The sequence below is a fragment of the Desulfoferrobacter suflitae genome (genome assembly GCF_022603395.1).
GTDB classification, from domain to species: domain Bacteria; phylum Desulfobacterota; class Syntrophobacteria; order Syntrophobacterales; family Syntrophobacteraceae; genus Desulfoferrobacter; species Desulfoferrobacter suflitae.
The window spans coordinates 87,400-106,455 of the sequence record NZ_JAIBKA010000008.1 but is presented as its reverse complement, the minus strand read 5'-3'; the positions used below and the strand labels follow the sequence as shown (position 1 = coordinate 106,455).

Here is a 19,056-nt window from a genome sequence, read left to right as displayed (position 1 = left end):
GGCGGCGGTCACTCCTTACAATACTTTCAACACTTGCAGCCATTGGTCATTTTCCATGAGGGATTCTTCAATGGCGCTTTGGGAACCGATCACTTTGACGAGTCCCCTGTCCTTGACGGCATCCAGTATGTCAGCGAATTTGCGAAAGTCAACGGCTGTTGTTGCCAGGATCTCATCGCGCATTTTCTGCCGGGCCTCTTCCGTGTCGCCGCTCAGATGGCGCAGCAGAGACGCGTATCCTTTGGCGTCGGGCAGCATATAACTGTCAAGGTCGCCAATGGTGCCGATAATGGCTTTGGTGAGCTCTTCTTCACTGAGGTCGAGAGTGCGCAGATAGTGCGCTGTCCGGTCAAAATTGGTCAGGGTCTTCAGCAGATTGGGGTCTCTGTAGGAGACAAAGGAGAGCGTGCCCGACATTCGGTCGAACAGGCAAAAAGCGCCGTAAGCTCCACCCTGCACGCGAATGCGCTCCCACAGCCAGGAGTTGCGAAGATACCTCGAGATCACCAGGAAGGATCCGTGGAAGTTAAATCCTTCCTGGTAGATGTTGGTTCCTTTCCCAACGTAATTGACCTGAGTCGGAATGACCATTCCTTCAAAGGGAGGAAAAAGCTCGGGATGCCATGGGGCAGCGGCCGGGGAGCCCGTTTGAGCGGGAATGGAAACGAGAAAACCATCCAATTGCGTTTCAAACGTCTTCCAGTTGTGTCTGTCCAGGGTCACATTGAGCAGCATCAGTTCGCGCTTGAACAGCATCCGACGGATCCCCTGAAGCGCCTCCAAAACCTCGCGCCAATTGTCCTCGACCATACGGGCGAGTTGGCGGACGAACAGCAAATAGCTCACCCCGTTCATCTGTTCGGCAACCCAATCGGCCTCCTTGAAATGGGCACGCAGGCGCAGGTTGACCATCTGATGCCCGGCGGGGGCGAGCTTTTGTTCCTGCCGTGCTTTTTCCTCCAGGACCATCTGACGAAACCGTTCGGGTTGATCGAGCTTCACGTTGGTCAGCATGTCGCGAAGGATTTCCAGCATATCGGCGGCTTGCGAGGGCATGGCCTTGGCCCGTAAAAAAAACCAGGCGGCGCTCGCGTCGCTGTTCATGACGGTCGCGGTAAAAAATTCCGGGCGAATGCCTCCAGTCTTGCTGCTGATGCGCTGAGAAAACGCCACATAGTCTTCGCTTTCCGTTCCCATTTCAATCAGGGCCCGGGTGAAAAGGGGCATAAACTGCAGATACTTCTGGGGCAGTGAACGGACATCGAAGCCGGCATCCAGGTAAATGATACCGTTGGTGAACAGGTCATGGAAATAAATTGGAACGGCGTTCTTTTCCAGTTTGTCCACAGGAATCACTTTGTTGTGCTTGTCCAGATCAGCAATTTTGAGGGAGGGTATGGTCGCCAGGGCCTCGGGGGGGTCGGGCGCTTCCTGCATCTGCTGCAGCGTCCGGGTGTTTGCTATGACAGCCTCCAGTTGTTCGTCGGTCATCTGTTGGCGGATGTCGTTCAAACGTTTTTTTTCAGCCTCCCTTTGCTTTTCTTCCAGGGTGGGGTCGGGGCGCATGACCAGGGTGGTCCGATGGCTGTTGTCGATCAGGTAACGTTCGATGAGGTTTTCGAAGTACCCGCTGTGGGCGGATAAATTGGATTTGATGGCCGCCAGCGGTTTTTCAAAAGAAAGCAGCAGCATTGGATCGGCGTCATGCAGCCAGGTGGTCAGGGACCGCAGCATCAGGAGTAACCCCCTGGGAAAGCTGCCCGTGTTGTTTTCCCGCAGGCGAAATTCGGTGGTATTGATTGCCGCTTCAATGGTTTCCCGGCTGATGCCGTTTTTCACCAGATCCTTCAGCGTATCGAAGATCACCGCCTCGATACGGTGCACATCGGCCGTATGGATTCCCTTGAGGCCGGTGGAAAAATACATCTGTCGCAGTTCCCCTTCCAGGCCAACCCCTGCGAGATCTTCCCCCAATCCCGAATCGATCAACGCTTTGCGCAAGGGAGAGCCCGGCATGCCGAGCAGGACATATTCAAGCACATGTAACGCCAGGTTCAGTTCGGCGTCGGTGGTTTCCGAGAGCAGCCAGTTGACCGTCACCATTCCTTTGGAACGACCCGCGTCGTGCGGTTCGTCCGATCCGACGCTGAATACGCGCTCGATACGTTTCGGCCCTGCGAATGGGGGCTGCAAATCCACCGTCGAAGCGACCTCCATCGGCTCGAAATCCTTCAAATATTCATTGATGATGCGGAGCCGCTCGCGGGGGTCGTCATCGCCGTAGAAAAAGATTCGAGCATTGGAAGGATGATAGTGTTTTCGGTGAAACGCCTGAAACTGTTCGAAAGTCAGGTTGAGAATCTGGGTCGGTTCCCCGCCCGAATCCAATCCGTAGGTGTTGTCGGGGAACAGCGACTGCTGGGAATATTCACTCAGGACCGTATCCGGTGAAGAGTAGGCGCCTTTCATTTCGTTGTAGACCACCCCTTTGAAAGTCAGGGGGGCGTCGAGTTGTTCCAGCTCCAGGTGCCATCCCTCCTGCTGAAAAATGAGTGGGGTCAGGCGCGGATAGAAGACGGCGTCGAGGTAGACATCGATGAGATTGTAAAAGTCTTGTAGATTCTGACTGGCTACCGGGTAGCAGGTCTTGTCAGGGTAGGTGAAGGCATTCAGAAATGTCTTGAGGGATCCTTTCAGCAGCTCCACAAAGGGTTCCTTTACGGGGTATTTGCGCGACCCGCACAGCACCGAATGCTCCAGAATGTGAGCGACTCCCGTCGAATCCTGCGGAGGCGTGCGAAAGGTGATGCCGAACACCTTGTTTTCGTCATCGCGGATCAGGGAAAGGAGCTCGGCACCCGTTTTGATGTGGCGATAAAGCCTGGCCTCCGTGTCGATTTCGGGAATCATTTGCTGCGCTGTCTGCTCAAAACCGTGCACTCTGGTCATCAAGTCCTCCGCTCTGTTTTTTGCCGTTGGTTAGCGCATATTGTCAATGTCCAACCCGGGAGCCGGTCTGCCAATCCCGGCCCGGTGTCATGTCCATGACGGTAAATTAAGATGCCTCTCTTAACACTTCCATCCGTTAACCTCAACCGATACGTTGTCCGCAGTGAACGTTGAAGGTTCGAGGATGGCGATTTCATTGCAGGAATGCCGGGAAGTTCGAAAAGATCGTGCCGCCGGTTCCTGCGGTCAGTGTTCTGGTGGAGTGATGATGGTCTCTTCACCTTCCGGCCAATCATCCAGTTGAAGCGACACCAACCTTGACATATGGCGCACGATTCGGCATCATGAAACATAATTTGAGGGTCCAAGCCGTGTGTATTGAAATAACTTTGGAGGCCACCCAACGAGCACGGCGCATGTGACAGGGAAAAGCACATGTAACAGTGCCCTGGAGAGGATTTTGACTGTCATTTTGAACTCGCTAACCGGTGTTTTCCAGCGCGTGAATGAAAAGGGGAAGAGCAATGAAGTCGACGAGAATCAGAAAGCGGTGGATGTTGTCTGGAGTGTTTTTGCTGATCCTGGCTGCAACCTGCTGGGTCTATGCAGATCAAGCGGTGACCAGCAGCTACAGTCCGGTGGTGATGAAAGAGCCGTTCGCGGATACCGTGGCCCGTATGAAAGCGGCTAAGCCCGAGGTAATGCAGCGTCAGATGGAGCTCTTGAACGAGCGTTATGATCTTGCGGACCGCCCGGCAAAAGAGGTCATGATGTCCGGCGGCAGGAAAGCCATCCAAGAAGGAGTTCGGGTCAAGTTGCCCCAGGGAGTCACCTGGGACCAGCTGGCAGCAATGAGGCCGGATGAGATCAAAGAGAAAAACCTCTGGCCGAAAGGCTTTTATCCACTGCCGCACCCGAACCACGCGGAAGGAGGCATGGTCTTTCCCCAGTTCCACATTGACGAGATCAAGAAGCAGGAGGGGCGTGATCTGACCCGCTTCGATCTCGATTTTGATCTGCCCGATCATTTCCTTCCCGAATTTCCTCCCCCGATCTATCTGACTACCCGGCCGGATCTCGGGGACGTATCCCGGGGGCAGGTGGTGACCATCATGAATTATTTTGAACTCTTTAACGGCATCCTCAACCCCAAGCAACTCGAGGGACTGAGGCTGCTGGTCACGCCCTTTCCCCAGCAGCAGTTCAATCAGACCGATGACCGCCGCTCCGAGTTGGCCGGCAGGGGAGTGACCTGCTTCGATTGTCATGTGAACGGTCTGAGCAATGGAGCCACCCATCTGGTGGGGGACATCCGTCCGCAGGAGTTCAGGCATCGGCTGGATACCCCGCCTCTGCGCGGCGTCAATGTACAGCGCTTGTTTGGATCCCAGCGGGCACTCAAGAGTGTGGAGGATTTTACTGAGTTTGAACAGCGCGCGGCGTATTTTGACGGTGATCCGGTCATTGCCACGAAAAAAGGGGTCAATATCCTGGAGCGCGGCAGTCAGGTGCATTTCATGGCAGAGTTTCAGAACATACTGGATTTCCCCCCGGCTCCCAAATTGAACATTTACGGCAAACTGGATCCAGCCAAGGCCAACGAATCGGAACTGCGCGGACAGGAGCTCTTTTTTGGCAAGGCTCAATGCGCCGTATGCCACCCTGCCCCCTATTACACCGACGGGATGATGCACAATTTGAAGGCCGAGCGATTCTATCAACCGGTGATGATCAATGGCCGCATGGCCTCCGCCGACGGACCGATCAAGACCTTTCCGCTGCGCGGCATCAAAGATTCTCCACCGTACCTTCACGACGGCCGGTTGCTGACTCTCGCCGACACCGTTGAATTCTTCAACATGATCCAGGAATTGAAGCTCACCGGGCAGGAAAAGCAGGATCTGGTGAATTTCATGGCCGCACTGTAACGGGTCGTTGCCCTGTGCCGTCATATCCGCGTTGGGCGGGCATGACGGCACGCCCTTTGTCAAAGCCTGCCCCACCGATCGCCGTGAATCAAATTATCCTGTTCGCGAGCATTATGAGCCGTTGTGCCGTCATACCGGGCTCGTAAGGATAATTTGACCTTGATTATTCAGGTGCGCGTTCATAATTTCACTGTAATTCATGATGAAAACGAAACTCAGTAAAGCTCTACACAATAGAGTGTGCAAAAGGCAGCGGACTTGCTTGGGTGTTGGTTGGGTGGAGTGACGCGGCACGCGTAAAGAAATTCAACATACGGAATTCGGCCACTTGATTGTGTGGCGCTGTACTCAGATCCAAGGAGATGGCCATGAAGCTCTTGATCGTTTATTACAGCACTTTTGGTAATGTGTACAAAATGGCCCGGCTGGTGGCTGAGGGCGCAAGTGAAGTAAAGGGTGTGGAGCCGGTTTTGCGGACGGTGGTCGAATTGATGCCCGAGTCGCTCATCGAATCCCGTCCGGACATGAAAGCCGGCAAGCAGATGCAAAGGGATGTTCCCCTGGTCACCCTGGAGGATTTTAAGGAGGCGGGGGCCATTGCGTTCGGAACGCCGACTCGCTTCGGGAACGTGTCGGCGCAACTGAAAAATCAGATTGATCAACTCAGTTCCCTGTGGCTCAAGGGCGAATTCGAGGGGAAACCGGCCGGTGTTTTTGTGTCGACAGCCAGCCTGCATGGGGGCCAGGAAACCACGATTTATACCCTGATGGCATCACTGCTGCACTTGGGTATGATCGTAGTGGGTGTGCCTTATTCGGTTCAGGAGCTCTTCACTACAGCGGGCGGTGGCTCCCCTTACGGTCCTGGGCACATAGCCGGTCAAGATAACTTGAGAGCCGTCGATAAGGAGGAGGCTGCAATATGCAGGGTTTTTGGTCGCCGTTTGGCGCGGATTGGAAAACAGCTCAGCAATGCATAGCAAATGATTTTCAGGCATTGACCGAGGAGGAGTTGAAATGACAACGGAAAAGCGCGGATTATGGGTTGCACTGGTGGCGTTGTTTATCCTTGCGTGGACTGCAGGTGCTCATGCGCATTGCGAAATCCCCTGCGGCATCTACGGTGACGAGATGAGAGTGAGCATGATGGAAGAGGATATCACCACTGTAGAGAAGTCCATGAAAGAGATCATCGAACTTCAAAAGCAGAGTCCCATCAACTACAATCAACTGGTCCGCTGGATCATGAATAAGGAGAATCACGCAGACAAAATTCAGGAGGTTGTCGCTCAATATTTTATGACTCAGAGGATCAAGCCGGAGGGCGATAACTACGTGGAAAAATTGACTCTGTTACACAAGATGCTGTTGCAGGCGATGCTGTGCAAACAGACAACCGATCTGAGTCATGTGAACGAGTTGCGATCCCTTTTGCAACAATTTTCCAAGCTGTATTTTGAACACAGCCACCAATAGAGGCCTATTGAAAAGGATAGTGATCCATGTCCGATGAACGCGTTGTGTTTTTCCGTCCGTTTCCTTTTGAGGCGGGCCAGAAGATCACCATCGAAGAAGGTCCCCGCCGCGGCGACTGGCAGGTGCTCGATTGTAGTGAGCGCAAGGTGAAGCTGCGCTGCCCGGTAACCCAGCGCGAAGTTGAATGGGACCGATTCTGCTATGTGGTCGAAGAGCGCAGCCATGAACCTTGGCCGCACCGGCACTGACCGGAGGCTGGAGTGCACCCCGCTTGTCAACTTGACAGAACGCGGTTCACGCGAGGATGAAGCCACATGCCGGAACATAAAGAACCGCCCCGACCGTTTCAGATCAGCACCGGCGACGAGATGTCTCGAGGCCGCTACAGCAACAACATGTACGTGGCCCATAGTCCGGAGGAATTCATGATCGACTGGCTGCTGGCTTCGCCCAGCGGAACCCACCTGGTTTCCCGGGTCATCGTGACTCCGGGCCACATGAAACGGATCATCGCGGCACTCACGGAAAACCTCAATAAATACGAACAGAATTTCGGCCCCATCAAGACGGCCGAACCAGGCGATCAAAAGTTCCATTAGATACAAGGTTGGTAAATTCCGCTCCTCATCGGCGGGAAGAGGCTGGGTGAGGAGGGCGTACCCCTCACCCGGACCCCTGCCTCAAAAGAGAACTCCCGGGCAGGCTTACGGTGAAGGGCTCATCCCCGGCAGGCAAGGGCCAATGGTTGTTCGTCGGCGGCCGGGGCAGGATATTCCTGGTCGTCACGGCTGTGCTGCGAGGCGTGCCGACCTTTGCCGTTTTCGCCGAGAACGGCCGTCATTTTTTCGATGAAGGTGCGCATCTGAGCTGCCTGGGCGTACAGTTGCTCGGCTGCGGCGGCGGATTCTTCAGCGTTGGCGGCATTCTGCTGAACTACAGTGTCCATTTCGTGTATGGCCTGATTGACCTGTTCGATTCCTACGGCCTGCTCTTCACTGGCAACGCTGATTTCGCTGAACAACGTTGAAACAGCCTTGGCATCGTCACCCATCTGGTAGAATTCCTTCATGGTTTGCTCGATGATGCCCTCGCCGGTCCGCACGTGTGCTATCGTCTCGTTGATTATCTCTTGGGTGTTCCTGGCAGCTTCCGTGGCCCGCATGGCAAGATTCCTCACTTCGTCGGCGACCACCGCAAAACCTGCTCCGGCTTCTCCCGCCCGAGCGGCTTCCACGGCGGCATTGAGGGCGAGCAGATTGGTCTGGAAGGCAATCTCATCGATGGTCTTAACGATCTTTGTGGTCTGCTCACCACTGGCAGCGATCACCTTCATGGTCTCCATGGTGTTCTTCAATGAGCGATGGCTGGTTTTCATGCTTTGCCTCGAGATCTCGACCAGCCGCGCCGCTTCTTTGGTATTCTGCGCGTTTCTTTTCACCATGGAGGCCATCTCCTCCATTGCAGAAGAGCTCTCTTCCAGTGATGCGGCCTGCCTTGAAGCCCCTTCAGCCAGCGACTGGCTGGCGATGGAGACCTGACTGGAAGCGCTGGTGACCTGATCGGCGGCCTCAAAAAGTCCTTCCGAATGGCGCGTAATGGTTCCGGCAATGGTACGATTGAGCGCCAAAGCCAGCAAGAAACTTGAAACCAGGAGCGACACGGCAATGGCGGCGAAGAGCGATCTTGCCCAGTGAATCTGGTCGAGTACAGCCGCAAGCTGAAGCTGAGCCTGCCCTGCCGCAGCCAGATCATTTTCCAGCTGGATGGCTCCCAGCCAGCCCAGTCCTCCGAGCCCCAAACCAAGCACAACAAGCACGCTGAAACTTGTGTAAATTTTGCTTCTGAGCGATAATGTCTTCATCTCCGGCTCCCTGTGTTGGATTTCTGCTATTCTTTTGCTTTCGGGCAGCAGCCACCAGGATAAAGATATCTGTTGAGAGCGAGGGAGGGTAGAAGTCGAGCACGAGACCGCCAAGACAGTTCACTGCGCCGCCTGCCATAGTTTGTATCAATTCTAATATCGGTATTTGCCTCAGATAACTTTAACTTAAAATGTTGGCTCAAATAATGTAATCGTTCACCGCCAAGACGCGAAGGACTCAAAGACACGCAAAGAGCCCTCCCTAAAGGACGCAACCTTGGCGTTCTTTGCGCCTTTGTGGTTCATAAAGGGTTGCATGGTGAGCGGTTACGTTTATAGTTTTATCGCTGCCAGAATGCGTTTTTCCCGGGCGACAATTTCAGTTTCCAGGCGCTGGATCTCTTCGGCCGTATTTTCCACAAATTCCTTGTCTCGGATGGAGCTCAGGTTGATCTTGACGTTGTAGAGAGCGGCAAGGCCTGCGGTGCGTGCCAGCATGGTGCCAACGGCGGCGTCTGTCACGGCGTTGGGGTTGCCCTGGGTTACGGCGGTTTGCGCTAGTTCCAGAATTTCCAGGGAATGGACGGCCACTTCCAGGGGGACGCGCGCGGCCTGTTTGAGCCCTGCCTGAATGGCTTTGCTGCGCCGCTGCTTTTCCTCCGGCGATCCCCCGGGAAGCCCGTGGGCAGCCATGACCTGATGATAGGCATCGGCATCCCATTGAATGTATTCGGCCAATTGTACTCTGAGGGCTTGGGCCCTCTCCTGTAGAGCCTCCATTTCCGCCTGTGAATTTATAAAACCCTTGCGGCCCACGCTCAGGTTTGCGACCATTTCCGCCAGACTGGCCGCCAGGGCTGCGCTCAGAGCAGCAACGCTGCCGCCCCCCGGAACCGGTGATTTGGATGCGGTTTCGGTGAGAAATGCTTTAATGGAAAGATCCGCCAGCACAGGATGCCTCCGTTGTCGTCGTGGTCATTCCATGAGCCTCATTTCCAGCACCTGGTTCACGGAAAAATTCTCGATGCCCAGGTAATAGACTGCACAATCGATGAGGGCTTCCACAGGAATCAGGCCAATGATTTCGCTGCCCGCCACGCTGACTCCGTAGCGCCTGGCTTCGATGCGGACCAGCTCCAGGGCGCGGTACAGAGCAGTTTTGGTGTAGTCGGTCATGTTCATGGATACCTGGACCATGCCTCGGTCCTTGAGCTCTACGCCGATTGCCTTGCAGAAGCGCAGCCCGCCGCTGATGTGCCGGACTTTGAGGGCAATCTGCCTGGCAATTTCGAGGTTGCTGGTTGCGAGATTGACGTTGAAAGCAACCAGCGGCATACGTGCGCCGACGGCGGTCACCCCGGCGGTTGGATGGATGCGGTCGGGACCGTAGTCGGGCTTCCATTGGGGTTGTTGCAATTTTTCCGGCATGCCCTCAAACTGGCCCTTGCGAATGGCCGCCAGGTTCCGGCGAGCGGGAATGAATGCGGACGCTTCGTACAGGAAGATGGGCAGGCTGAAACGTTCGGCCATTTCTCTGGCAACCTCGCGGGAAAACTCCACCGTCTCGGCCATGGTCACATTTCGGATGGGAATGAAGGGGACAACGTCCACTGCGCCCATCCTTGGATGCTGCCCCTCGTGCCCAGTCATATCGATTTGCTCGACGGCTGCGCCGACGGCGGCGACTACCGCTTGCCGCAACGCCTCGGGTTCGCCCGCCACGGTCACTACCATGCGGTTGTGGTCCTGATCGCATTGATAATCGAGCAGCTTCACGCCTTGTTTGCCGCGAAACGGCTCGACAATTGGTTCAATTTTGTCAGGGTCGCGCCCCTCGCTGAAATTGGGCACACACTCGATAAGTTTCTTGGTAACAGTCATTGTCATTACCTTTCAGGGTCGGCGCCGCAAGTCAGCGCATTCTGGCCAGGGCCGTTTGCACTGCCGCGTGCACGAGCGCCTCATCCGGGATGAAGGGCAGAGTGATGTGGTCCGTCCCCCTGTGAGACGCATTGTAGTCCATGGCGGTCGCCATGGCATTGGGATTGCGCGCCCAGGCACGGCGCGCGACGCCTCCCATGACATCCCAGGGGATAGCGGTGCGAATGATGCGATCGACCCGTGCGCTGCCGTCCAGCACCAGTCCGAATCCTCCGTTGATGGCGTTGCCGATTCCCACCCCGCCTCCGTTGTGCAGAGCCACCATGCTCATGCCGCGCGCGGCATTCCCCGCAAAGCAATGGGTTGCCATGTCGGCCATGATGTTGCTGCCGTCGCGGATGTTGGCTGTTTCCCTGAAAGGGGAGTCGGTTCCTCCGGTGTCGTGGTGGTCTCTGCCGAGCATAATCGGGCCGACCGCACCGTCTCTCACCATTTCATTGAATTTCAGGGCAATCTGCATGCGCCCCGTGGCGTCCTGATAAAGGATGCGGGCCTGAGTTCCAACCACCAGCCGGTGCTTTCCGGCATCGCGAATCCAGGCATGATTGTCGCGGTCCTGAAAACGGCGGGTTGGATCGATACACTCCATGGCCGCCCGATCAGTTTTCACCAGATCCTCCTCTCTTCCGCTCAAACACACCCAGCGAAAAGGGCCGTAGCCGTAGTCGAACATCAGAGGTCCCATGATGTCCTCGACGTAAGAGGGGAAGACGAATCCGTCGCGAGGATCCTGCCCGTTCCTGCAGATTTCCTGAATGCCTGCATCGTAGACCGCTTTGAGGAAACTGTTGCCGTAGTCGAAGAAGTAAGCGCCGCGCTCTGCCAGGATTTTGATCAGTTGGTAGTGGCGCCGCAACGAGCGATCAACATGGCGCCGAAAGGTTCCCGGGTCATTTTTGAGCAGGGCGGTCCGCTCCTCGAAAGTGAGTCCCTGGGGACAATAGCCGCCTTCATAGACCACATGGCAGGAGGTTTGATCGGACAACAGATCGATTGGCATATCGTGCTCTACAGCGAATTCCAGCAAGTCGACCACATTTCCATAAAAGGCGATTGCAATGGCCTGCCGCTCCTTCTGATGGACCCTGGCCAGGTCAAAGGCTTCGCTCGGACTGGTGGCGATGGCACTGATCCACCCCTGTTCATGGCGGGTTCTTATGCGCGAGATATCGACTTCTGCGATGATCCCGATTCCGTTGGCGATTTCGACGGCTTTGCCCTGGGCACCACTCATGCCGCCCAGTCCGGATGACACAAACAGCACGCCGCGGAGATCGTCTGCGGGCGACATGTTGCGCTTCTTGTGGCGACCGGCATTCAAAAGGGTGTTGTAGGTGCCGTGGACAATTCCCTGGGGCCCGATGTACATCCATCCGCCCGCCGTCATCTGGCCGTAATTGGCGACTCCGAGCGCTGTGGCCCGCACCCAGTTGTCCTGATCGTCAAACGCACCCACCATCAGGGCGTTGGTGATGACCACTCGAGGTGCGTCCGGTGACGACGCAAATAACCCCAATGGATGCCCCGAAGCTACCGCCAGGGTTTGCTTGCGGGTGACTTGTTCCAGGTAGAGTTTGATCAGGCGATACTGCATCCAGTTCTGACAGACTTGGCCCGTTTCCCCGTAAGTGACCAATTCATAGGGGTAGAGGGCCACATCGAAAGCGAGGTTATTGTCTATCATGACTTGGAAGGCTTTGCCTTCCAGGCATCTTCCGCAATATTCACCGATGGGTTTGCCGTGGATGTCTCCGGCGGGACGGAATCGGTACCCGTAGATGCGGCCGGTTTGCAGCAATTCTTCCAGGAATTCGGGAGCCAGGGCCGCGTGCCACTTTTCCGGGATATACCGCAGAGCGTTTTTCAGCGCCAGCTCCATTTCACTCTGACTCAGGGTGAGTTTGCGTTTGGGGGCTCTACGAATGCCCTCGACGAAGGCCGGCTTGTCCGGCAGATCAGTGAAAAGTTCTTCCAGTTTGACCGTCATGTGTTGTGATAAGTAAACGTTTGTGATCATGTTAACCACCTCCCCGCTTTACCATGGGTTTGGCTACGGCCGGACATGGGCAAAGGGACGTCTGGTCCACCCTAAAGGCCGTTGATCCTCATTTATGCCGTGAGTATACAACAGTCGGACGATGTCAATCCACATTTACTCCATCGATTTCCCCATTGGATTTATTAAGTAGTTGTCATGTTTACATTCTGGTGTCGCCTGCCTTGTTCATGGTATGAAATGTTCCGATGGCTTAGTCGAGAGTCATGTGTTGCATTGCTCACCTGTTAAAGGTGGATTTCGAGGACCGCATTGGATGAATAATGAACTGCTGATACTCATCGTGGAGGCAATGACCGTCTATTTTCTGGTGCTGTGGACCCATTCGCTGCGCGACCGCATTGGGCTGGCTCCCTTCTACGCCCTGATAGGCGGCATTACCGCTGTCATGTCGTGGGTGACGGATGCGGGGGTCAGAGTGGAGGTTGCCGGGATCACCTTCATGGTGGGTTCCGCCGTTTTTTATACGTCGCTGCTGCTGGGAGTATTCGTGGTGTATGTGTTCGATGGCCCGCGGGCCACGCGCATCGCTATTTCCACGGTGGCGGGGGTATCCATCATGGTGCCGCTGATCGCGCTGATCCTGCATCTGCAGATGAGGATCTCCGACCTCGAACCGCTCAGTTATGTGCCTACTCCGAGTCTGCGCATCAATACCGCATCGGTTTTGACCACCATTGCTGATCTGGTTTTTCTGGCCATAGCCTGGGAGTATCTGGGTGAGCCGAAATTGCGCATGCAGCTCTGGCTTAGAGCCTTTCTCACGCTGTTGGGAGTGATGTGGCTGGATGTCTTGCTATTTGCCACCGGTGCCTTTGTTGGAACGCCGGACTACTTGAACATTATGCGGGGCACGTTGCTGAGCCGATTTATCATCTCAGTGTTTGCCTGCCCTTTCCTTTATCTCTATTTAGCATGGCAGAATAAGCGCACCGGCATGATGATCGAACACCGGCCGGTGCTCGCCATACTCAAGGAAGTGGCGGAAATACGCATCGAGCTGACCCTGGCGCAACAGGAAATCCAGCGCCGCAAGCAGGTGGAAAAAGAGAAAGAAGAGCTCATCCAGCAACTGCAGTTCGCGCTGTCGCAGGTCAAGACCTTGCAGGGATTTATTCCTATCTGCGCCAACTGCAAGAAGATTCGCGATGACGAGGGATTCTGGCAGAAAATTGAGCAATACATCGAACAACGGTCCGAAGCCAAGTTCAGCCATGGCATTTGTCCGGAATGCGCGAAACTGCTCTATCCGGAATTTCACCACAAAGCGAAAAAATGAGCTGTGAAGCTCCACCTGCCATCCAGGTGCCAAACCTTGGCTGGGTACATCGCCCCCCACTCAACCTGCCCCCCCTGCAACCGCTGAGACTCGTCCCATTCAGGGGGGGTGCCTTTTCTGTCAGATGTAGTATTTATGCATGTATTCCATTACCATGCGATGGGTGTTGAATACCGGAGTGAGATCGGCGATGGAGTTTTTCATGATGGATACCCACTGTTTGGGACTGGCGTAGTAGGTAGAGACCATGTCTTCGAGATCTTTATAGAGGTCCGCTACGGCCTCGTCATCGCTCTGGTCTTCATCGTCGCCGATGGCCCAGCCATTGACGCGGTTGTTGCATGCTTCCCGCCACCAACCGTCGAGAACACTCATATTGATCCCGCCGTTAAAACAGACTTTCATTCCACTGGTGCCGCTGGCCTCGCGGGGTCTTCGCGGGGTGTTCAGCCATACATCGGTGCCCTGCGTCATGAGCGATGCCAGCCAAATATTATAGTTCGGGAGGAAAACCAGGCGCAGCTTTTGTTCATGCTGCTTGGCGATGTGCGTGATCTCCTCGATCAACAGCTTTCCCGCTTCATCCTGCGGATGCGCTTTACCGGCGAAGATGAACTGGACGCGATCGAGGGCCAGGTTGGACAGGTATTCGATATCGGAGAAGATGAGGGTGGCTCGCTTGTAGGCAGTGGCACGGCGGGCGAAACAAATGGTCAGGAATTCCTCGGTAAAGCCCGCGGCACAAATGCCATTGACATAGCTGATGAGGCGTTTTTTGGCGTTGAGCTTGGTCCTGCGAATTTCGTCATCGGGAATTTTACGGGCTTCCGCAAGTAGCTGAGGGTTTTCCCGCCAACCTGGCAGATGGTTGTCGAACAGTCCCATGAACTCGGGGCCGGTCCAGCTCAGGTGATGCACTCCATTGGTGATGTGCCCGATGTTGAAGCCGGGGAACATCTGCCGGGAAATTTCTCCATGCAGTTGGCTGACGCCGTTGCTGGCGCGGGATAAATTGAGGGCCAGCACGGTGGTGTTCAATTGGTCTGCTCCAGCCAGTTGCCGTATGTTCCTGGGGAGATAATCCCCCAGGATCGATTCAGCCAATTGATAGCTGAACTTGTCGTGGCCGGCCGGAACCGGAGTGTGGGTGGTGAAGACACATTTTTCCCGAACCTTTTCCTCGCTCCCATCGAGATCTTTCAGCAGCGCCAGGGTAAGAAATACAGCATGCCCCTCATTCAGGTGGTAGGTGGTGATGTCTCGTTCCAGGCGCTTCATGGCAAGGTACCCGCCTATTCCCAGGACCATTTCCTGGCAGATGCGCGTATGCCGGTCTCCTCCATACAGATACTGGGTGATGAGGCGGTCCTCGGGAGCATTGAAGGGCAGGTCGGTGTCGAGAAAATAGACCGGCACCCGCCCTTTGATGCCCGCCTGATTGTGCTTCCAGACTCCGATATGGACATCGCGGCCTTCCAGTTTGATGGTGACCTTGAAGGGCAGGGGCTCCATGAAGGCCCGAGGATCGAAATAGGGATAAATCTCCTCCTGGTGTCCCATGGGATTGATGGTTTGGATGAAATAACCCCTTTTATACAGGAGCGTTATGCCCACGATGGGAATATTCAGGTCGGCGGCAGACTTGATGTGATCGCCTGCCAGAATGCCAAGCCCTCCGCTGTAGGTGGGAATGTTTTCGTTGAGGCCTATCTCCATGCTGAAATACGCAACTTTCATCGTGTACCCTTTTCTTTATCGTATTGTCGAAGCCCGCAACAGCCAACCTCTCTCTATACCACGATGTTCCATGGTGCGGGAATCGAATTGTTTGTCCATTGCCACCGCTGGAAGTACTCCATCCCCCTGCCGGACAAAAAAAAGCTTCCAGGATTTTCTGTCGTTCCTGGAAGCTTTCGTTGGCGTGCTTGTTAGAATCGAGGTCATGCTCGGCCGTGGCTTCTGACAATTCTGCCGGGCAGGTCAGAGGGGTTGCCTACTTGTCGGCGCTGATCAACCCCTGGCCTCCCCCCATGAGGAAATTGGCATACTCGATGCCAAGCCCGAGGCTTTTGCTGAGGGACTTGATCTCCTGTGAGATGTGAGGTTCGGTTATGAGCACCACCAGATCAAACTCGCTCTTTTGCACGGACCCGTTGACTTCGATGGACAGTTCCAGACTCTGGTCTTCCAGTGCATCGACCTGGCTGACGCTTGCTTCTGTGATTTCGATCCGATCCAGTCTTGCCAGACTCTCTTGGTGAGCCTCCTTGAAGTCCTCGAGATTGGCGGCAAACACGTTAATGTCTGCCTGAGGCAGTTTGCTGCGTACTTGAATGGCGCCGTTGATGCCAAAACACAAGGCCGCCTGGTGCATTTCCGGAGAAGCCGCGGCATAGCTTTGGACGAACGCGATGCTGGCGGGGACTTCGCCGTCGTATGGGCGGATGACCAAGCCGGCACTCGGCCCGGTCCTGCTAAGCATCCGCTCGAGCTGCGTGTCGGTGATGACGTTGAGGTGGGCACCGAACCCTAACCGCTTGTCCAACCTGCCCAGTGGCCGCTCGACGCCGGGTGCGATGATGACGCTGTCCGCTTCGAGATCGAGGATCTCGTCTTCCATCTCAAATATGATGGCTTCCGGTTTGCACTCGGCCCAGCATAGCGCACACCCCAGGCAGCGCCGGCAACTCAAGCAGCGTTTAGCTTCCTGTAGAGCCCTCTGTTCATCGAAGCCCAGTTCCACTTCGTTGTAATTGCCCCGCCGCTCCTCCACATCGATTTCGATCTGGTGTTGACGCGCCTTGGGAATGTCCTGAAATTCAACGATGAAACGTCCTTTTTTTTCGTACATCTTAGACCTCTATAGTTGGTGCCAAAGCCCTGATTTGCTGTCCTGTCGGTTGCCGCTCTTGCCTTACTTGCTGCCTTTGGCTTGCAGGTATTGGATGATGCCGTCCGCCGCTTTGCGGCCATTGGCACACGCTCGGATGGCGATATCCGGCCCGGTTTCTACATCCCCGGCGGAAAAAATGCCGGGCACATTGGTCATGAAAGTCTGTTGATCCACATGGAAGGTGTTCCAGCGGGTAATGTTCAACCCGCCCTCTTCGGGCACAAAGCTGAGGTCAGGGCGTTGGCTGATGGCGGGGATGAGCGTTTCAGCCTCGATGACAAATTCGGACCCTTCGATGGGTACCGGACGGCGTCTGCCGCTGGCATCGGGTTCGCCCAGCTGCATGCGCAAACATTTCAAACCCGTCATTTTGCCGTTTTTGCCGACCACCTCGATGGGCGCCACCAGATACTGGAACTTGACGCCCTCGTGCTCGGCCGCATCAATTTCCCAGGGGCTTGCAGGCATTTCTTTCTTGGTCCGGCGATACAACACGTGAACTTCGTCAAATCCTTCGCGCCAGCTCACTCGCGCCGCGTCCATGGCAACGTTGCCGCCGCCGATCACAATGACCTTCCCCTTGGCGTTAACCGGTTTACCCATGTTGACATCGCGCAGAAAATCGACACCGTCCACTACGCCTTCAAGCTCTTCTCCCTTGATTTGAAGCTTTATGCCGGTATGGGCGCCGACCCCGATGAAGATGGCGTCGTATTCCTTTTGGATGTCGGCGAAGGAGATGTCCTTACCCACCCTGGTGTTGCAACGCAGTTCAATGCCGTGCGACAGAATCCAGTTGATCTCATACATGAGGGTAGGGGTGGACAGCCGGTATTCGGGGATTCCGTAGCGGAACATGCCGCCGGGCTCCGGCAGCGCCTCGAAACAGACTGATCGATATCCGGCTTTTGCCAGGAAATATCCGCAGCTCAGGCTGGCAGGACCGGCGCCGATGAGCGCGACCTTTTCCTTGTGGAATTCGTCGGGCACATCCACCGGCGGCGGAATCTCATTGTTCATTTCATAATCGGCCACAAACCGCTTGAGGGTACAGATGGAGATGGGCTCGTCCACATAGCCGCGGTTGCATGCGGTTTCGCAGGGGTGCGGGCAAACCCGGCCGATGGACAAGGCAAAAGGCAGCCGCTCCCTGATCTTGGCGAGGGACTCCTCGTACTTGCCGTCGGCAATGAGCCCCACATAGGAGCGGATGTCCAGGTTGGCGGGGCAGGTGGCCTGGCAGACGGGCATGTCTTCTTTGAAAATGTTGTACGTTCCGGTTTCCGGATTGAAAAAGTCGATGGCCGTGCGAAATCCCAGCCCCTCGTTGAAATCGTCGTACATGTGGATCGGACAAACGCGCATGCAGGCACGACAATCGTTGCACTTTTCCAGATCGACGCGCGCTGTGTTGCGGCGCACACGCAAGCGGTAGCTGCCGTTTTCTGCTGCAGCGTGTTCCACCTGTGCATTGGTGATGATGCGTATGTTGGGGTGCTTCTTGACTGCTTCCAGGTTGGGGTCGACGAAGGCGGAACCGTCCACCACAAGCTGCGTTTGCGACAGCCGCTCACCTCCCAAACCGGGCGAGGGCTCTATCAGGGTCACTTGCATGCCGGCTTCGGCCTGGGCCAATGCCGCCGCCACTCCCGCAGGATCGCCCCCAAATATGATTACTCGTTTTGCTGACACAGTCATCCTCCAGGGTTATTAGTTCTGAGCCCCGCAACTTGACTTTCGGGTTATCCCAATCCGCGATGAATTGGGAACAGCGGACTCAAAACTTTAAAACCAACCGATTATGCAGCCTCTTCTTTTGCCATGGGGTCAACGATCTGATAGCGGGGTGAGGTTCCGTCTATCTCGGCCAATCCCACAAAACCTCGACGCTGCAGCGCGAGCACATACTTCAGCACGTGAGGTGGCGGCAACTTGAGCTTGGCTGCCATTTCCTTGGCCGAAGCGGGAGCGTTTTCCAATTCTCGAAGAATCTCGTAAGTGGCCACCTCATCCATGATGATGGTGTCCAGAGTGCGCCACATTTCGTGTTCGGTAAAACGCTCGCCATACTTGTTGCCGGTGGTGGTGAATTCGGTGAACTTACCCACCACCCAGCGGATTTTTTCTCGGCTCAGCACCGTCTTGGCTATGGCAAGTTTGTCTTTAAGCTCCGGGAGGGCGACACGCTCGGCATTTCCGAGGGGCCCCAGTTCTCGTATCGTTTGATCAAAGGCGCTCACCATGTTGACGAAGCGCTCGCCTTCGGCGGACGAACACTGGCTGAAGGAGACCCGCCGGGGGTTCAATCCCACATAATCCAGCGTACGACTGGCCAGCCCGACCTTGATTTTTCCTTGGTAATTGCCGGTAATGTAATGGCAATCTCCGAAATGGCATCCCACCACCATCACCCCGTCTGCACCCTTCATGAAAGCATCGGCCAGCATGGGTGGATCCACTCGCCCCGTACACATCAGCCGGATGATTCGCACATCCGTCGTATATTGCATCCTGGAAACTCCAGCGAAGTCAGCCGCAGCGTAACCTCACCAGGTACAGCAAAGCACCAGGATTTTGGGAGTAAAGTCTGACATTAGCTTCGCCTCCTAACAGTTAAAAATTCCAGTTCTACTGTGCAGCACCGGGGCCGAAGCCCTGCGCTGCGTTTTATCG

The 19,056-nt window shown here is 55.4% G+C and carries 13 protein-coding genes and 2 pseudogenes; 6 read left to right on the top strand and 9 right to left on the bottom strand.

From position 1 onward, the window contains the following. Positions 1-15 precede the first annotated feature (15 nt). Positions 16-2,949 carry an insulinase family protein gene (locus K1V27_RS14800; RefSeq protein ID WP_258930820.1) on the bottom strand — a complete coding sequence of 978 codons (2,934 nt, stop codon included), beginning with the start codon at positions 2,947-2,949 and terminating at the stop codon, positions 16-18. Between the two features lie 524 nt (positions 2,950-3,473). On the opposite strand from K1V27_RS14800, the gene K1V27_RS14795 reads away from it, so the two are divergent. The 5 genes from K1V27_RS14795 to K1V27_RS14775 all read left to right on the top strand — a co-directional run bounded on the left by K1V27_RS14795 (position 3,474) and on the right by K1V27_RS14775 (position 6,952). After that, positions 3,474-4,877: a hypothetical protein gene (locus K1V27_RS14795; RefSeq protein WP_258930819.1), complete on the top strand. Its 1,404-nt coding sequence runs from the start codon at positions 3,474-3,476 to the stop codon at positions 4,875-4,877. Between the two features lie 368 nt (positions 4,878-5,245). Further along, positions 5,246-5,857, top strand: a complete 612-nt coding sequence (gene wrbA, locus K1V27_RS14790) for an NAD(P)H:quinone oxidoreductase (RefSeq protein ID WP_258930818.1) — start codon at positions 5,246-5,248, stop codon at positions 5,855-5,857. Between the two features lie 37 nt (positions 5,858-5,894). Next, positions 5,895-6,353, top strand: a complete 459-nt coding sequence (locus K1V27_RS14785) for a superoxide dismutase, Ni (protein WP_258930817.1) — start codon at positions 5,895-5,897, stop codon at positions 6,351-6,353. Positions 6,354-6,379: 26 nt separating this feature from the next. Continuing rightward, positions 6,380-6,601 (top strand): hypothetical protein, encoded by a 222-nt coding sequence (locus tag K1V27_RS14780; RefSeq protein WP_258930816.1) that lies wholly within the window; start codon positions 6,380-6,382, stop codon positions 6,599-6,601. A 66-nt stretch (positions 6,602-6,667) separates the two neighbouring features. Beyond that, positions 6,668-6,952, top strand: coding sequence for a DUF3467 domain-containing protein (locus K1V27_RS14775; RefSeq protein WP_258930815.1), 285 nt, complete (start codon positions 6,668-6,670; stop codon positions 6,950-6,952). A 262-nt stretch (positions 6,953-7,214) separates the two neighbouring features. Here K1V27_RS14775 and K1V27_RS23175 read toward each other — a convergent pair. The 4 genes and pseudogenes from K1V27_RS23175 to hutU form a co-directional block, all read right to left on the bottom strand. Beyond that, positions 7,215-7,728 (bottom strand): annotated as a pseudogene (locus tag K1V27_RS23175) (methyl-accepting chemotaxis protein); the annotation flags it as partial. Positions 7,729-8,547: 819 nt separating this feature from the next. Beyond that, entirely contained in the window at positions 8,548-9,165 is a 618-nt protein-coding gene (locus K1V27_RS14765) for a cyclodeaminase/cyclohydrolase family protein (protein ID WP_258930813.1), read from the bottom strand. 24 nt (positions 9,166-9,189) lie between these two features. After that, a complete protein-coding gene (gene ftcD / locus K1V27_RS14760; RefSeq protein ID WP_258930812.1) occupies positions 9,190-10,095 on the bottom strand; it encodes a glutamate formimidoyltransferase in 906 nt (301 codons plus the stop codon). Between the two features lie 31 nt (positions 10,096-10,126). Continuing rightward, positions 10,127-12,172, bottom strand: a complete 2,046-nt coding sequence (gene hutU / locus K1V27_RS14755) for a urocanate hydratase (RefSeq protein ID WP_258930811.1) — start codon at positions 12,170-12,172, stop codon at positions 10,127-10,129. Between the two features lie 295 nt (positions 12,173-12,467). Here hutU and K1V27_RS14750 point away from each other — a divergent pair, with 295 nt between their 5' ends. After that, positions 12,468-13,490: a VUT family protein gene (locus K1V27_RS14750; protein WP_258930810.1), complete on the top strand. Its 1,023-nt coding sequence runs from the start codon at positions 12,468-12,470 to the stop codon at positions 13,488-13,490. A 120-nt stretch (positions 13,491-13,610) separates the two neighbouring features. Here the strand turns inward: K1V27_RS14750 and glgP are convergent, their stop codons facing one another. From glgP to K1V27_RS14730, 4 genes and pseudogenes are all read right to left on the bottom strand, one after another. Then, the gene (glgP, locus tag K1V27_RS14745; RefSeq protein WP_258930809.1) at positions 13,611-15,227 is read right to left on the bottom strand and encodes an alpha-glucan family phosphorylase; all 1,617 of its coding nucleotides are present in this window, start codon (positions 15,225-15,227) and stop codon (positions 13,611-13,613) included. Between the two features lie 256 nt (positions 15,228-15,483). Then, positions 15,484-16,341, bottom strand: coding sequence for a hypothetical protein (locus tag K1V27_RS14740; RefSeq protein WP_258930808.1), 858 nt, complete (start codon positions 16,339-16,341; stop codon positions 15,484-15,486). A gap of 63 nt (positions 16,342-16,404) precedes the next feature. Next, complete coding sequence (locus K1V27_RS14735) at positions 16,405-18,075, bottom strand: FAD-dependent oxidoreductase (RefSeq protein WP_258930807.1); 1,671 nt, start codon at positions 18,073-18,075, stop codon at positions 16,405-16,407. A gap of 107 nt (positions 18,076-18,182) precedes the next feature. Further along, positions 18,183-18,914 (bottom strand): annotated as a pseudogene (locus tag K1V27_RS14730) (hydrogenase iron-sulfur subunit); the annotation flags it as partial. Positions 18,915-19,056: the final 142 nt, after the last annotated feature.

What these genes read in the sequence shown, in the direction of transcription:
- K1V27_RS14780 (WP_258930816.1), top strand. Translation starts at nt 6,380, where the DNA reads ATGTCCGATGAACGCGTTGTGTTTTTCCGTCCGTTTCCTTTTGAGGCG.
- K1V27_RS14785 (WP_258930817.1), top strand. Translation starts at nt 5,895, where the DNA reads ATGACAACGGAAAAGCGCGGATTATGGGTTGCACTGGTGGCGTTGTTT.
- ftcD (WP_258930812.1), bottom strand. Translation starts at nt 10,095, where the DNA reads ATGACTGTTACCAAGAAACTTATCGAGTGTGTGCCCAATTTCAGCGAG.
- K1V27_RS14740 (WP_258930808.1), bottom strand. Translation starts at nt 16,341, where the DNA reads ATGTACGAAAAAAAAGGACGTTTCATCGTTGAATTTCAGGACATTCCC.
- K1V27_RS14750 (WP_258930810.1), top strand. Translation starts at nt 12,468, where the DNA reads ATGAATAATGAACTGCTGATACTCATCGTGGAGGCAATGACCGTCTAT.
- hutU (WP_258930811.1), bottom strand. Translation starts at nt 12,172, where the DNA reads ATGATCACAAACGTTTACTTATCACAACACATGACGGTCAAACTGGAA.
- K1V27_RS14800 (WP_258930820.1), bottom strand. Translation starts at nt 2,949, where the DNA reads ATGACCAGAGTGCACGGTTTTGAGCAGACAGCGCAGCAAATGATTCCC.
- K1V27_RS14775 (WP_258930815.1), top strand. Translation starts at nt 6,668, where the DNA reads ATGCCGGAACATAAAGAACCGCCCCGACCGTTTCAGATCAGCACCGGC.
- glgP (WP_258930809.1), bottom strand. Translation starts at nt 15,227, where the DNA reads ATGAAAGTTGCGTATTTCAGCATGGAGATAGGCCTCAACGAAAACATT.
- K1V27_RS14795 (WP_258930819.1), top strand. Translation starts at nt 3,474, where the DNA reads ATGAAGTCGACGAGAATCAGAAAGCGGTGGATGTTGTCTGGAGTGTTT.
- wrbA (WP_258930818.1), top strand. Translation starts at nt 5,246, where the DNA reads ATGAAGCTCTTGATCGTTTATTACAGCACTTTTGGTAATGTGTACAAA.